Source organism: Xanthomonas sp. NCPPB 3442 (assembly GCF_056725145.1).
Map to the genome: position 1 here is coordinate 698,411 of NZ_CM161514.1, position 14,922 is coordinate 713,332.

Sequence of the window (14,922 nt, forward strand, 5' to 3'; positions counted from 1 at the left end):
TCGCCGAACCGCCTGCGGTTTGCGCATGGTGTGTTCAAGGCCCGTCTCGCAAGAGGCGGGCCTTGTCGTTTCAGCGAAACGGCGACAATGCCGTCACGCCACGCAGCAGGCGCCGGCTGAGCCGCGCCATGCGTCGCTCGCGCCGGCGTTGCGAAGGCGGATCGGTCATTGTCTGAACGTCTTGCCGTGGCTCCGCGGGAGATTCCGGCGATTCCATTGAGGTCTGCCCTTGCATCGCCTCCACTGCCGTGTCCGGTTCCGCCAGGCGCTGGGCCAGTGCCACATCGGCAATGTGGCCGTGCTGAAACAACAGTTCGCTAAAGATGCGCATGGCCCACCTCCACTTGAGTGGAATCCACGGTAGGCGCAGGCTAGGGGACGTAAAAGCGAGACTTTTACAAGTGAGTCTTGAAATCCATTCAAGGGTTGGCCATGTCGCGTCCGCCGCTTCACGCATTGCAAGGCTTCGTCAGCGCGGTACGCCTGGGCAACCTGTCGCGCGCTGCTGGCGCGATGCATCTGACCGTCAGCGCCCTTAGTCACCAGATGCGCGTGCTTGAACAACGGCTCGGGTATCCGCTGCTGCAACGGCATGCGCGCGGCGTCACTGCCACGCCGCAGGGCCAGCAACTGCTCGACCGCATCGCACCGCACCTGGACGCCATCGCCGAGGCATTCGAGCCATTCGGTGCGCGTCGCGAAGACACCCTGACCCTGAGTCTCACGCCGTCGATGGCATCGGCCTGGCTGGTGCCACGCCTGGGCGAATTTCTGGCCATTCATCCCACCATCGAAATCAACCTGCTGTCGAGCGAGCGGCTGGTGGATTTCGAGCGCCAGCAGCAAGTGGATGCCGCCATGCGCATCGGCGCCGGGCAATGGCCTGGCGTCATCGCCGAGCCCTTGTTCGACGAATGGCTGGTGCCGATGGCAAGCCCGGCCCTGATCGCCCGCATGGGCGGCGTGGAGGCGCCACCGTTGCATCAGTGGCCATTGCTGGGCGACCCGGATGACGCCTGGTTGCGCTGGTTTGCCGCGTTCGGCGGCGATGTGCCGCGACGCTATGTCGCCGTACTCGACGAATCGGAGGCACACCACCGTGCCGCCCTGGATGGCGTCGGCGTCGCACTGGGCCGCGTGACGCGCGCACGTCTGTTGCTGGCGTCCGGCCAGCTGGTGGCGTTGTCCACGCAACGGCTCAAGACCAGTTGGTCGCATTACCTGGTGTATCCGCCACGTTCCAGCACGCATGGCGGATTTCTCGCGTTTCGCACCTGGCTGCAGGGCCAGGCGCGCGAACACGCCGCGCATGCGCAACAGGCGACGGCCATACCACTTGCCGCGCGCCGCAAGCGCTCCGGGACACTGCCGCCATGAGCCATCCACCCTTGCCACCACAATCCGAGCGCCGCGCGCTGGCGATCGCCCAGGCCGTGTACGAAGCGTTCGAGGACTATCACGCGCGCTTTTCCGAAATCACCGCACGCGCCAAACAGCGGTTCGAAGCACGCGACTGGAGCGGCGCGCGCGAAGACGCGGTAGCGCGCATCGCGCTGTACGACCAATACATCGCCGAATGCATGTTGCGCCTGCGTGCAGTACTGCTGGGCCAGGCGCACGATCGCGCGCTGTGGATGCGTGCGCGCGATCATTACGCCGCCTTGCTGAGCGGGTTGATCGACCAGGAGTTGTACAAGACGTTCTACAACACCCTGACCCGGCGCTACTTCGGTACCCACGGCGTCGATGCCGATATCGAATTCATCGCCCTGGATATCGAACCGACCGACGCCATCACCGTGCCTGTTGCGCGCCACACCTATGCGGTCTCGCCCGGCCGCCTGACCGACATGCTGGTGCGGGTGCTCGGCGACTACGCGCTCGCCGTACCGTATGCGCACCGCACCCGCTGCGCGGCCGCCATCGCGGTGCGTCTGCTCGACGACCTTGCGCATTGGGGCGAGCATCCGGTGCGCAGCGTGGAATTACTGGAGACGGTGTTCTATCGCGAGCGGCGCGCGTATCTGGTCGGACGCGTGTTCGGCGAACATCGCTTTTCGCCGTGCGTGATCGCGCTGATCAACGACGAGGCAGGCCTGCGCGCCGAAGCGGTGTTGACCCGGCGCAGCGATGTCGCGCAATTGTTCAGTAACTCGCGTAGCTATTTTCAAGCCGACCTGTCCACTGTCGGCGACGCGGTGGTGTTCCTGCGCAGCCTGCTCACCCACAAGCCGGTCGATGAGCTATACACGATGCTGGGTCGCGCCAAACAGGGCAAGACCGAGCGTTACCGCACGTTTTTCAGCCATTTTCAGGCGCATCCGTCCGAACAGCTGGTGCACGCCGACGGCACTCCCGGCATGGTCATGGTGGTGTTTACGCTGCCCAGTTATCCGCTGGTCTTCAAACTCATTCGCGACCGCTTTGCGTATCCCAAAACCATGAGCCGCGCGCAGGTAGAGGGCAAATACGAGCTGGTCTTCCAGCTCGACCGCATCGGCCGCCTGCTCGACGCGCAGCCGTATCGCTTCCTGCGCTTCCCCAAGGCGCGCTTCTCACCGGCGTTGCTGCAAGAACTGCAGACCAGCTGCGCGATGAGCCTGAGCGAAGACGGCGACGATGTCCTGATCGCACTGTGCTATGTGCAGCGCCGGTTGCGCCCGTTGAATTTGTACCTGCGCGAACAATTGCCCGAAGCCGCGCATGCCGCAGCGCTGGACTACGGCCAGGCCATCAAGGACATGGCGCGCAACAACATCTTTCCTGGCGACATGCTGCTGAAGAATTTCGGCATTACCCGCCATCAGCGCGCGGTGTTCTACGACTACGACGAGCTATGCCTGATCACCGAATGCAACTTCCGCGATTGGCCAGTGCCCACCACTTACGAAGAACAGATGGCCGCAGAACCCTGGTTCCATGTCGGCCCGCGCGACGTCTTTCCCGAGCGCTTCGCCTTGTTCATGGGCCTGCCCGCCTCGCAACTGGAAGCGGTCAAGCACCAGCACCCGGAACTGTTCGACCCACGCTGGTGGCGCGACCTGCAGAGCCGGCTGCGCGAAGACGATTATCCCGACACCCCGCCCTATGCGGAGTCGCGCAGGCTGGCGTAGCGATTTACCGGCAGCGGCAACACTGGTACAACGCACGCTACATCATCAGGGAGTGCGGTCATGCAATGGAAGCAGCGTTTCAGTCTTGGCATCTTGCTGGCATTGAGCAGCATCGCAGCGACGCAGGCACGTCCAGGCGCAGAACAGGCGCACATGCAGATTGAGGCCAGCATGAATGTGGCAGGCGAGTTGACCCTGACCCCGGACGGCACGGTCACGGCAGTGAAGCTTGCCGACGAAGCGAGTTTGCCGCCGGCAGTGCGCGAGCGGATCAAGCGTTCGGTCGCATCGTGGCGCTTCGACCCTGTGCGCGACAACGGAAGCGCCTTGCCCGCGCAGTTGCCGATGAGCCTGCTGCTGGTCGCCAAACAGGGGGAAGGGGAAAATTATCTGGTGTCGATCCGTAGCGCGCATTTTGGCGGCCAGGCGCAGGACGCGACGAGTGTGCGCACCAACGACATGCGGCCGCCGCGCTACCCCGAAGCGGCGTTTCGGGCCGGTGCCACCGGCGTGGTCTATCTGATGCTCAAGATCGGGCGCGACGGCAAGGTCCAGGATCTGATCGCAGAGCAAGTCAACCTGACATCCCTCGTGCCGGAATCCAAACGTGCACGGTTGCGCCAGGCGTTTGCCGATGCGGCCTCGACGAGGGCGCGTGCATGGACGTTTCTGCCGCCGACAGAGGGTCCGGACGTCAAGGCGCCGTACTGGGTCATGCGTGTTCCGGTCAGCTTCGACATCGGAACGTCGCCACGCGATCTGATCGCCGCACAACAGGTCCAGAAATGGCGTTCGTATCTGCCTGGCCCCCGTCAGGCCGCCCCATGGGATGAACAGCGCGGCGCAGCGACATCGAGCGACAGCCCGGATGCCCTGCCTGCCAGCGGGTTGTTCTCCGCACGCGGGGAAGGTGTTCGCCTGGTCACGCCGCTGCAAGGAAGTTGAGCGCGGCTCACAGAGCTGACAGAGAAGGCTAAAGCCTGCGCAACGGCCGCCTCGCACAAAAAAGCCCCGCAATGCGGGGCTTTTTCGTCTCGATGAACCGACTGGACTCAGCGCTTCATCGAACTGAAGAACTCGTCGTTGGACTTGGTGGTCTTCATCTTGTCCAACAGGAATTCCATTGCCGCGATTTCGTCCATCGGGTGCAGCAGCTTGCGCAGGATCCAGATCTTCTGCAGCAGTTCCGGCTCGATCAACAGATCTTCGCGGCGCGTGCCCGAGCGGTTGATGTCGATTGCCGGGTACACGCGCTTTTCGGTGATGCGACGGTTCAGGTGCACTTCGCTGTTGCCGGTGCCCTTGAACTCTTCGTAGATCACCTCGTCCATCTTGCTGCCGGTTTCCACCAGCGCCGTGGCGATGATGGTCAGCGAGCCACCTTCTTCCACGTTACGCGCCGCACCGAAGAAACGCTTCGGGCGGTGCAGGGCGTTGGCGTCCACACCGCCGGTGAGCACCTTGCCGGAGCTGGGCACCACGTTGTTGTAAGCGCGCGCCAGGCGGGTGATGGAGTCCAGCAGGATCACCACGTCCTTCTTGTGCTCGACCAGGCGCTTGGCCCGCTCGATCACCATCTCGGCAACCTGCACGTGACGCGCAGCCGGCTCGTCGAACGTGGAGGAGATGACTTCGCCGCGCACGGTGCGCTGCATTTCGGTCACTTCTTCCGGACGCTCGTCGATGAGCAGCACGATCATGTGCACTTCGGGATGATTGGTGGTGATGGCCGTGGCCACCTGCTGCATCATCATCGTCTTACCGGCCTTGGGCGGGGAGACGATCAGCGCACGCTGACCCTTGCCCTGCGGTGCCATCAGATCCAGGATGCGGCCGGTGATGTCCTCGGTGGAGCCATCGCCACGCTCCAGACGGAAGCGGCGGCGCGGGAACAGCGGGGTCAGGTTCTCGAACAGGACCTTGTTCTTGCTCGCTTCCAGCGGCTCGCCGTTGATGGTGTCGACGATCGACAGCGCGAAATAGCGTTCGCCGTCCTTGGGGAAGCGGATGCGGCCGGACAGGTGGTCGCCGGTGCGCAGGTTGAAGCGACGGATCTGGCTGGGCGAGATATAGGTATCGTCCGGGCCGGCCAGGTAGCTGGCTTCTGCGGCACGCAGGAAACCGAAGCCGTCGGGCAGGATTTCCAGCACGCCGTCGGCGGCAACGCCTTCACCGTGACGGGTCAGCACCTTGAGCAGGGCGAAGATCACGTCCTGCTTGCGCGCACGCGCCACGCCTTCCTGGATGTTGAGCTGGTCGGCGATGTCCAGCAGCTTCTGCGCCGGCATCCGCTTGAGGTCGCTCAGCGAATACACCGGAAAACCTTCCGGCACGGCCGGATGCGGACGCGCGATGAACGGCTCGTTGTTGCCGTCGGACGAGGGCATGCCGCCGTCGTTGCCGAAGCGGTCGCGCGGGCCGCGGTCGCGGCGGTTGCGGAACCGGTCACGGCGGTTGCCCTGCTGGTTCTGGCCTTGCTGGTTTTGTCCCTGACCCTGACCGCCCTGGCCTTGCTGATTCTGGCCGGCGTTCTGGTTCTGGTTCTGGCCCTGCTGCTGACCTTGGCCCTGGTTCTGGCCTTGATTCTGGTTCTGCTGTTGCTGCGCCTGGTTGAAGCGCTGCTGCTGCGACTGGCCACCCTCGCGGGGCTCGCCGTGGGTGTCGCCGCCGTGGCTGGCGCTGGGCGCCTGACCGGCGTGTGCGCCATCGCTGGACGTCTGCGCCGGTGCCGGATCGGCAGCGCGCGACGGTGCCTGCGGGGCACGGGGTGCTTCGGGTGCGGGACTGGTGGGCAAGGGCAGGTTGGGCTGCTGTGCGCCAGCCTCTTCAGTGGCGGCGGCGGTCTTGCTCACGCGCGGCTTGCGCACGCGCTTCTCGACGGTAGCGTCGACGCTGCTCCCGGTATCGGAGGAAGGATGATCGGACAAGTGCGTGATTCCTCGCTAAGGTGCGAGCGCCCAACTAGGGGCGAACTGGTGGTAGATGGGAGTCTAGAAGAGCTTCTAGAGGGGTGCGGCGGCGCACGAACGTGCGCCGGACCAACTGACACTATCACCGCCGCGCGTGACCGCGCAAGCGTCTTCCCGGGCATGATTTAACTGCCGGCGCATCATCGGGCGCCCATTGCTGGACGCCCGCCTGCTCAGGCGGCCGCGCCACCCAGGGTCTTGTCGATCATCTGGGTCAGCTGGCCCTTGCCGACGGCGCCGATCTGGGTCGCCTGCACCTGCCCGTCCTTGAACAGCAACAGCATCGGGATCGAGCGCACGTGGTACTTGATGGCCAGCGCACGGTTCTGGTCCACATTCACCTTGGCGACCTTGAGGCGGCCCTGATAGGTGTCGGCCAGATCGTCCAGCACCGGGGCGATCATCTTGCACGGGCCGCACCACTCGGCCCAGAAATCCACCAGAACCGGTTCGCCCGATTGCAGTACAGCTGTGTCGAAGTCGGCATCGCCGACATGTTGAACCTTATCGCTCACCTTGGGTCTCCTGGAAACCAAAACGGCCCACCCGAACGGGCAGGCCGCTACATTGCGCTAAACTGGGGCATTGCGCGACTGAATCAAGTGCCAGTCCTGAAGCCGCGCTGTCCGCCACAACAGCCGCAGTTTGCGACGCTGTCGGCATCGATGCAAGCCGCGCCCGGGCTGCCCAGGGCGCCTCACGAAGACGGAATAATGAGCGACAAACCGCTGACCGATGTGACCTTTTCCTCGTTCGATCTGCATCCGGCCTTGATCGCCGGGCTGGAGAGCGCCGGGTTTACCCGCTGTACCCCGATCCAGGCGCTGACCTTGCCGGTCGCGCTGCCGGGCGGCGATGTCGCCGGCCAGGCCCAGACCGGTACCGGCAAGACCTTGGCGTTCCTGGTCGCGGTGATGAATCGGCTGCTGATCCGCCCGGCCCTGGCCGACCGCAAGCCGGAAGACCCGCGCGCGCTGATCCTGGCGCCGACCCGCGAGCTGGCGATCCAGATCCACAAGGACGCAGTGAAGTTCGGCGCCGACCTTGGCCTGCGCTTTGCGCTGGTCTATGGCGGGGTGGATTACGACAAACAGCGCGAACTGTTGCAGCAGGGCGTGGACGTGATCATCGCCACCCCGGGCCGCCTGATCGACTACGTCAAGCAGCACAAGGTGGTCTCGCTGCACGCCTGCGAGATCTGCGTGCTGGACGAGGCCGACCGCATGTTCGACCTGGGCTTCATCAAGGACATCCGCTTCCTGTTGCGGCGTATGCCCGAGCGCGGCACCCGGCAGACGTTGTTGTTCTCGGCCACGCTCAGCCACCGCGTGCTGGAGCTGGCCTACGAGCACATGAACGAGCCGGAGAAGCTCGTCGTCGAGACCGAAAGCATCACCGCTGCGCGGGTGCGCCAGCGCATCTATTTCCCGTCCGACGAAGAGAAGCAGACGCTGCTGTTGGGCTTGCTGTCGCGCAGCGAAGGCGCGCGCACCATGGTGTTCGTCAATACCAAGGCGTTCGTGGAGCGCGTGGCGCGCACCCTGGAGCGGCACGGCTACCGGGTCGGCGTGCTGTCGGGCGATGTGCCGCAGAAGAAGCGCGAGTCGCTGCTCAACCGCTTCCAGAAAGGCCAGCTCGAAATCCTGGTCGCCACCGACGTGGCTGCGCGCGGTCTGCATATCGATGGCGTCAAGTACGTCTACAACTACGACCTGCCGTTCGACGCCGAAGACTACGTCCATCGCATCGGCCGCACCGCGCGCCTGGGCGAGGAAGGCGATGCGATCAGCTTCGCCTGCGAACGCTATGCGATGAGCCTGCCGGACATCGAGGCCTATATCGAGCAGAAGATCCCGGTCGAGCCGGTGACGTCCGAACTGCTGACGCCGCTGCCGCGTGCGCCACGCGTGCCGGTGGAAGGCGAAGAGGCCGACGACGACGCTGGCGACAGCGTGGGCACGATCTTCCGCGAAGCGCGCGAGCAGCGCGCCGCCGAAGAACAGCGTCGCGGTGGCGGGCGCAGTGGTTCGGGCGGGTCGCGCAGCGGCAGTGGCGGTGGCGGTGGTCGCCGCGAAGGCGCCGGTGCCGATGGCAAGCCGCGTCCGCGTCGCAAGCCACGGGTGGAAGGCCAGGCGCCTGCAACTGCGGCGTCGACCGAACATCCGGTCGTTGCCGCAGCGGCGGGACAGGCACCTTCCGCGGGCGTGGCCGATGCCGAGCGCGCGCCACGCAAGCGTCGGCGTCGTCGTAACGGTCGTCCGGTCGAGGGTGCCGAGCCGGCAGTGGCATCCACGCCGGTTCCCGCACCTGCCGCACCGCGTAAGCCCACCCAGGTGGTTGCCAAGCCGGTGCGTGCCGCCGCCAAGCCGTCGGGCAGCCCCTCGCTGCTCAGCCGGATCGGCCGCCGACTGCGTTCGCTGGTCTCAGGCAACTGACCGTTTGCGGCACTGATCGCATCGCCGCGCATCGGCGATGCGACGCAAGCACTGACGCTCCGGCATAATCGCTGAATGACCGTTCTGCGTTTCGACAACGTCAGCAAGCACTACGCCGGTGGCCACCAGGCGCTGACCGATGTCAGCTTCGAAGTGGCCGATGGCGAGATGCTGTTCGTGACCGGCCACTCCGGCGCCGGCAAAAGTACCTTGCTCAAATTGATCCACCTCAGCGAACGCCCGAGTCAGGGCGCGGTACTGCTGGGCGAACGTAACCTGCTCAAGGTACGTGGCCGGCAGATTCCGCTGCATCGGCGCCAGGTGGGTGCGGTCTATCAGGACCACCGTCTGCTCAACGACCGCAGCATCGCCGAGAACGTGGCCCTGCCGCTGATCTTGCGCGGCACCCGGCGTTCCGAGATCGGCAAGCGCGTGCGCTCGGCATTGGAGCGCATCGGTCTGGCCCATCGCGAGAAAGCCCTGCCGTCGCAATTGTCTGCCGGCGAGCAGCAACGCGTGGGCATCGCGCGCGCCATCGTCGGCGAGCCGCGGCTGCTGGTGGCCGATGAGCCCACCGGCAATCTCGACCCGGCACTGGCCGCGGAAATCATGCAGTTGTTCGCCGAACTTCCGGCCCGTGGCACCAGCGTGCTGGTGGTCAGCCACGACCTGGCGCTGCTCAAGCAGATGCGCAAGCGCGTGCTGATCCTGGATCACGGCCGCCTGGTCGACGACATCTCGCCGCAGGACCTGGCCGAATGAGCAAGCCCGCCAATACCGAAACCGTCGCGCCGTCGCGGCTCGGCGTCTGGATCGACCACCATCTGCACAGCATTGCCTTCAGCCTGGGCCGTGCGATGCGCAAGCCGTGGGCCACGTTGCTGACCATCGTGGTGATGGCCCTGGCCCTGGCCCTGCCGCTGGGGCTGTCGATCGCGCTGGATAACGTCAAGCTGCTGGCCGGCAGCGTGCAGCAGTCGCGCGAGATCAATCTGTTTCTGAAGGTCGACGTGGCTGCCGAGGCGGCGCAGGCGCTGGCCGGCGAGCTGCGTGCACGCCCGGATGTCGCCAAGGTGACGCTGCGCACGCCGGAGCAGGGCTTGGCCGAGCTGCGCGAAAGCGCCAAGCTCGATGAAGCGGCCGATGCGCTGGGCGACAACCCGCTGCCCACCTTGCTGATCGTCACTCCCGCCGATGCGACCGACGACGCGCAGCTGGCCAATGCGCTGCAGGCGCTGCCGCAGACCGATCAGGTGCAGCACGATGCGCTGTGGCGCAAGCGCCTGGATGGCTGGTTGCACTTCGGCGAGCGCCTGGTCCAGGTGTTGTCTGCCCTGCTCGGGATCGGTGCGGTGCTGGTGGTCGGCAACACCGTGCGGCTGGACATTCAGTCGCGGCGCGAGGAAATCGGCGTGCTGCAGTTGCTCGGCGCCAGCGATGGCTTCATCCGCCGCCCGTTTTTGTATCTGGGCGCGTGGTACGGACTCGGCGCCGGCGCTGTCGCGCTCGCTCTGATCGCCGCCTCGGGCCTGGCATTGCGTGCGCCGTTGGCGACATTGGCCGACAGTTACGGCAGTTCTTTTACCCTGCACGGGCTGGATCTGTTGCATTCTGCGATGGTGCTGGTCGGCACCTTAGTCCTGGGTTGGTTGGGTGCCTGGCTGGTGACCGGCCATTTCCTTCGCCAGACCCGTCCTACCGAGACCTGAGGCCTGCCATGCATCCACCAGATCTCAAACACCTGATCAGCGACGCACCGCGCGTGATGGTGGTCGATGGTTCCAAGTTGGTGCGCAAGCTGATTGCCGACGTGCTCAAGCGCGACCTGCCCAATGTGCAGGTGATCGGCTGTTCCAACATTGCCGAAGCGCGGCAGGCGCTGGAAGCCGGCGCCGTGGATCTGGTCACCACCTCGCTGTCGCTGCCCGATGGCGACGGCCTGACCCTGGCGCGCAGCGTGCGCGAAACCGCCGGGCAGGCCTATGTACCGGTAATCGTGGTCTCCGGCGATGCGCAGCAGCATCTGGTGGAGCGCCGATTCACCGAGTACGTCACCGATTATTTCGACAAGGCGCTGGGCCATGAAGCCCTGGCGACCTTCATCCGCGGCTACGTGCAGCCCGAGCCGGTGGTGGGGGCGACCGTGCTCTACATCGAAGACAGCCGCGTGGTGGCCGAGGCGACCAAGCGCATGCTCGAACGGCAGAGCCTGAAAGTGGTGCACGTGCTCACCGCCGAAGATGCCTTTGCGCTGCTCACCGCCGAATCGCTGGGCCGCACCGAACGCCGCATCGACGTGGTGCTGACCGACGTGACCCTGAAAGGCGAGCTCAACGGCCGCGACGTGGTCGAGCGTATCCGCATCGATTTCGCCTACGGCAAGCGCCGCCTGCCGGTGCTGGTGATGACCGGCGACACCAACCCGCGCAATCAATCCGACTTGCTGCGCGCCGGTGCCAACGATCTGGTGCAGAAACCGATCGAAGAGCGCCTGCTGGTGACCAAGGTGTTGTTCCAGCTGCGCCTGGCACGCCTGGAGGATCAGGCTGTCACGCTATGACTGAAGGGGAGGGACGCATCCAGCTGGAACCGTCGTGGAAGGCAAGAGTGGGCGACTGGCTGCTGCGCCCGCAGATGCAGGAGCTGTCGGCATTCCTGCGCCAGCGCAAGGCGGCCGGAGCACGGGTGTTTCCGCCCGGCCCGCAGATCTTCGCCGCCTTCGACGCCACCCCGTTCGAGCAGGTCAAGGTAGTGATCCTGGGCCAGGACCCGTATCACGGCGAAGGTCAGGCGCATGGGCTGTGCTTCTCGGTATTGCCCGGCGTGCCGGTGCCGCCGTCGCTGCTCAACATCTACAAAGAGATCCAGGACGACCTGGGGATCGCGCGGCCGGATCACGGCTACCTGATGCCCTGGGCGCGCCAGGGCGTGCTGCTGCTCAATGCCGTGCTGACGGTGGAGCAGGGACGCGCCGGCGCCCACCAGAACAAGGGCTGGGAAGGCTTCACCGATCATGTGGTGGACACCCTCAACCGCGAGCGCGAAGGGCTGGTGTTCCTGCTGTGGGGCAGCTATGCACAGTCCAAGGGCAAGGTCATCGACCCGGCACGCCATCGGGTCTTGAAGGCGCCGCATCCTTCGCCGCTGTCGGCGCACCGCGGCTTCCTGGGCTGCCGGCATTTTTCCAAGACCAACGACCATTTGCGGCGGCGTGGTCTGAGCCCGATCGACTGGTCGCTGCCACCGCGCAGCGCGCTGGACACCACCTCCACCGGCGCCTGAACGACGCTGGCGGCATCTCGTTGCGCAACCAATTTGTCACGGTTTGCACAGGGGCTTGGTGATACCGTAAGCCTCGAATTTGGGGTGCCGGGCTGTAGAACACCGGTGATGCCAAACACCCGAACGTTCTATAAATGGAATGCTGGGAACTCTTTCTGTACCCGGCAGTCCAATAGTTCGACTGCTAAGATGGTGCCTATGAATCAGACTACCTCGACTGCCCTTGTGGCAAACAATCTCCCGATTCCCAGTGCGCTCGGTTCGCTGGACGCCTACATCGGTGCCGTGCACCAGATCCCGGTGCTGTCGGTCGATGAGGAGCAGGATCTGGCCCGTCGCTTCCGCGACGAGCTGGACCTGGACGCCGCGCGCGAACTGGTCCATTCCCACCTGCGCTTCGTGGTGCACGTGGCCCGCGGCTACAACGGCTACGGCCTGCCGCTGGGCGACCTGATCCAGGAAGGCAATATCGGCCTGATGAAGGCGGTCAAGCGCTTCGACCCAGACATGGGCGTGCGCCTGGTCAGCTTCGCGGTGCACTGGATCCGTGCCGAGATGCACGAGTTCATCCTGAAGAACTGGCGCATCGTCAAGGTCGCCACCACCAAGGCGCAGCGCAAGCTGTTCTTCAACCTGCGCAAGTCCAAGACCCGTCTGGGTTGGCTCAATGCGTCGGAAGTGACTGCGGTTGCCAAGGACCTGAACGTCTCCGAGCGTGAAGTGATGGAGATGGAGTCGCGCCTGTCCGGTCGCGATATCGGTTTCGACGCGTCGTCGGACGAAGACGACGATCACGGCCCGCCGTCGCCGGTGAGCTATCTGGTCGCCAATGAAGAAGACCCGTCGCAGGCGTACGAGCGCCACGACAGCGAAGACAACCAGCTGCAGCTGCTGCGCGAAGGCATGGCTGGACTGGACGCGCGTTCGCGCGACATCGTCAAGCGCCGTTGGCTGGATTCCGATTCGAAAGTGACGCTGCAGGAACTGGCAGACGAATACGGCGTGTCGGCCGAGCGTATCCGCCAGATCGAAGCCAATGCGCTGAAGAAGATGAAGGCGCTGTTCGTCGCCTGACCCTGTCGGTCTTGCGCGAGTGGTTGTACAGACGGCCCGGTTTTCCGGGCCGTTTGCATATGTGGTGTTACGCGATTGCTACTCCGGCGTGCGCGCCACCGGCAGATGCCAGCCGTAGCGGATGGCCATGAAGCGCAGGCCGAAACACACGCCGCCGCCGGTCGCCAACGACCAGGCCTGCGGCACATCCAGGACGTGCCCGATCGCGACCAGCCCGCCACCGGCAAGCGCTGCTACCGCATACAGTTCGGCCTGCAGCACCACCGGCGTGCGCGCCACCAGCAGATCGCGCGCGATGCCTCCGCCGATGCCGCTGAGCATGCCCAGCAGCGTCGCGCTGAGTGGGCTGAGGTGATAGTCCAGCGCCTTGCTGGTGCCGTAGACCGCAAACAGCGCCAATCCGGCCGCATCGAAGAGTTGCACCGGGTTGCGCAGCCGCTCCACCGCTGCATGCCAATAGAACCCGGCCACGCCGGCCAGGCAGGCCACCAGCAGATACTGCGGCTGCACCAGCGCGGCCGGCGGGGTGGCGCCGATCAGCACATCGCGCACGATGCCGCCGGACACCGCTGCCGCGCAGGAGAGCACCAGCACGCCGAACAGGTCCAGGCGGTTGCGCACCGCCAAGGTCGCGCCGCTCAGGGCGAACACGAAGGTGCCGAGCAGATCCAGCAGGAACAGGACAGTTGCCACGATCGGGTCGTCGAATCAGGCCGCACAGCATCGCACGGCCTGGGCCGCTATCACCCGTCCTTGCTGCTGGGCGGCGGGTCGTCGGCGGCGCCGCCGAAGATGATGCGTGCGGCGCGCTGGTAGCTCCAGTACGCCATCGCCCAGTTCACCAGCACCACGAACCGGTTGCGGAAGCCGATCAGAAAGTACACGTGCGCAGCCAGCCAGAACCACCAGGCGACGATGCCGGACAACTTGAGCTTGCCCACATGCACGATGGCGGCCATGCGGCCGATCGTGGCCAGGTTGCCGTAGTCCTGGTAGCGAAACGCCGGGGCGGTCTGGCCGCGCTGCCGCGCCCGGATCGCCTTGGCGATGTGCTTGCCCATCTGCTTGGCGGCCGGCGCCACGCCCGGCACCGGGCGGCCGTCCTGCTGCACCGAGGCCAGATCGCCGCCGACGAAGATGTCCGGGTGGCCCGGTACGCTGAGGTCGGCCTCGACCAGCACGCGGCCGGCGCGATCCAGCGGCACGCCCAGCGTACGCGCCAGCGGCGAGGCGGCCACGCCGGCGGCCCAGACCACGGTGCGTGCCGGCACGAAGGTGTCGCCGAGCTGGTAGCCCAGCGCATCGATCTGCGTGACCGGAGTCCCGGTGTGCACCTCCACGCCCAGACGTTCCAGCTGCTTGCGCGCCTTGGCGGTGAGATCTTCCGGAAACGAGGGCAGCACGCGCGGACCGGCTTCGACCAGGCGCACGCGCGCCTGCCGCGGGTCGATGTGGCGGAACTCGTTCTTGAGCGTGTGGCGGGCGATTTCGGCCAGGGTGCCGGCCAGTTCGACGCCGGTGGGCCCGCCGCCGACCACGGCAAAGCTCAGCCAGGCGGCGCGTGCGGCAGGGTCGGATTCGGCTTCTGCGCGCTCGAAGGCCAGCAGCAGCTTGCGCCGCAGCACCAGCGCGTCGTACAGCGTTTTCAGGCCGGGGGCGTGTTCGGCCCATTGGTCGTTACCGAAATAGGCATGGGTGGCGCCGGTGGCCAGCAGCAGCATGTCGTAGCCGAGCGTGCTGCCATCGGCCAATACCACCTCGCGGCGGTCTGGTGCGATATCGGTGACATCGCCGAGCAGTACTTCGACATTGCGTTGCTCGCGCAGGATGTGCCGGAGCGGCGCGGCGATGTCCGGTGCCGACAGGCCGGCGGTGGCCACCTGGTACAGCAGCGGCTGGAACAGGTGGTGGTTCTGGCGGTCGACCAGGGTGATGCGGATGCCGGGGTCGTCGAGCGCGCGGGTCGCCCATAAGCCGGCGAATCCGCCGCCGACCACAACCAGATGCAGCGGAGCTTGGGAGGGGGGAGAGGTCATCGTGAGGTCCGAT

General features: G+C 65.7%; 14 protein-coding genes. 9 read left to right on the top strand and 5 right to left on the bottom strand.

Features of this window, described 5'->3' with window-relative positions:
• Nucleotides 1–70: 70 nt before the first annotated feature.
• A complete protein-coding gene (locus AC1POX_RS03050; RefSeq protein ID WP_372356728.1) occupies nt 71–331 on the bottom strand; it encodes a hypothetical protein in 261 nt (86 codons plus the stop codon).
• A 101-nt stretch (nt 332–432) separates the two neighbouring features.
• On the opposite strand from AC1POX_RS03050, the gene AC1POX_RS03055 reads away from it, so the two are divergent.
• The 3 genes from AC1POX_RS03055 to AC1POX_RS03065 are packed head-to-tail and all read left to right on the top strand — an operon-like array spanning nt 433 to nt 4,058.
• The gene (locus AC1POX_RS03055; RefSeq protein ID WP_008577370.1) at nt 433–1,377 is read left to right on the top strand and encodes a LysR substrate-binding domain-containing protein; all 945 of its coding nucleotides are present in this window, start codon (nt 433–435) and stop codon (nt 1,375–1,377) included.
• Nucleotides 1,374–3,113 carry a bifunctional isocitrate dehydrogenase kinase/phosphatase gene (gene aceK, locus AC1POX_RS03060; protein ID WP_372356729.1) on the top strand — a complete coding sequence of 580 codons (1,740 nt, stop codon included), beginning with the start codon at nt 1,374–1,376 and terminating at the stop codon, nt 3,111–3,113. The genes AC1POX_RS03055 and aceK overlap by 4 nt, the downstream gene beginning before the upstream one ends.
• Nucleotides 3,114–3,173: 60 nt before the next feature.
• Complete coding sequence (locus AC1POX_RS03065; RefSeq protein WP_372356730.1) at nt 3,174–4,058, top strand: energy transducer TonB; 885 nt, start codon at nt 3,174–3,176, stop codon at nt 4,056–4,058.
• Nucleotides 4,059–4,165: 107 nt separating this feature from the next.
• On the opposite strand, the gene rho is transcribed toward AC1POX_RS03065, so the two are convergent.
• On the bottom strand, nt 4,166–6,040 hold the full coding sequence (gene rho / locus AC1POX_RS03070; RefSeq protein WP_372356731.1) for a transcription termination factor Rho: 1,875 nt from the start codon (nt 6,038–6,040) through the stop codon (nt 4,166–4,168).
• A gap of 215 nt (nt 6,041–6,255) precedes the next feature.
• A complete protein-coding gene (gene trxA, locus AC1POX_RS03075; protein ID WP_005923050.1) occupies nt 6,256–6,597 on the bottom strand; it encodes a thioredoxin TrxA in 342 nt (113 codons plus the stop codon).
• Between the two features lie 198 nt (nt 6,598–6,795).
• Between trxA and rhlB the strand changes: the two genes are divergently transcribed.
• The 6 genes from rhlB to rpoH all read left to right on the top strand — a co-directional run bounded on the left by rhlB (nt 6,796) and on the right by rpoH (nt 12,873).
• Nucleotides 6,796–8,517: an ATP-dependent RNA helicase RhlB gene (rhlB, locus tag AC1POX_RS03080; protein ID WP_011348805.1), complete on the top strand. Its 1,722-nt coding sequence runs from the start codon at nt 6,796–6,798 to the stop codon at nt 8,515–8,517.
• Between the two features lie 75 nt (nt 8,518–8,592).
• Nucleotides 8,593–9,279 carry a cell division ATP-binding protein FtsE gene (gene ftsE / locus AC1POX_RS03085; protein ID WP_372356732.1) on the top strand — a complete coding sequence of 229 codons (687 nt, stop codon included), beginning with the start codon at nt 8,593–8,595 and terminating at the stop codon, nt 9,277–9,279.
• On the top strand, nt 9,276–10,226 hold the full coding sequence (ftsX, locus tag AC1POX_RS03090; RefSeq protein WP_029820491.1) for a permease-like cell division protein FtsX: 951 nt from the start codon (nt 9,276–9,278) through the stop codon (nt 10,224–10,226). The genes ftsE and ftsX overlap by 4 nt, the downstream gene beginning before the upstream one ends.
• A gap of 8 nt (nt 10,227–10,234) precedes the next feature.
• Nucleotides 10,235–11,077, top strand: a complete 843-nt coding sequence (locus AC1POX_RS03095; protein ID WP_003484494.1) for a response regulator — start codon at nt 10,235–10,237, stop codon at nt 11,075–11,077.
• Nucleotides 11,074–11,799: a uracil-DNA glycosylase gene (gene ung, locus AC1POX_RS03100; protein WP_031425106.1), complete on the top strand. Its 726-nt coding sequence runs from the start codon at nt 11,074–11,076 to the stop codon at nt 11,797–11,799. Before AC1POX_RS03095 ends, ung begins: the two co-directional genes overlap by 4 nt.
• 198 nt (nt 11,800–11,997) lie before the next feature.
• On the top strand, nt 11,998–12,873 hold the full coding sequence (gene rpoH / locus AC1POX_RS03105) for an RNA polymerase sigma factor RpoH (RefSeq protein ID WP_005911428.1): 876 nt from the start codon (nt 11,998–12,000) through the stop codon (nt 12,871–12,873).
• Between the two features lie 78 nt (nt 12,874–12,951).
• On the opposite strand, the gene AC1POX_RS03110 is transcribed toward rpoH, so the two are convergent.
• Both AC1POX_RS03110 and AC1POX_RS03115 read right to left on the bottom strand, forming a co-directional pair.
• Entirely contained in the window at nt 12,952–13,566 is a 615-nt protein-coding gene (locus tag AC1POX_RS03110) for a trimeric intracellular cation channel family protein (RefSeq protein WP_014091235.1), read from the bottom strand.
• A gap of 50 nt (nt 13,567–13,616) precedes the next feature.
• Nucleotides 13,617–14,909: an NAD(P)/FAD-dependent oxidoreductase gene (locus tag AC1POX_RS03115; RefSeq protein WP_008577165.1), complete on the bottom strand. Its 1,293-nt coding sequence runs from the start codon at nt 14,907–14,909 to the stop codon at nt 13,617–13,619.
• Between the last annotated feature and the right edge of the window lie 13 nt (nt 14,910–14,922).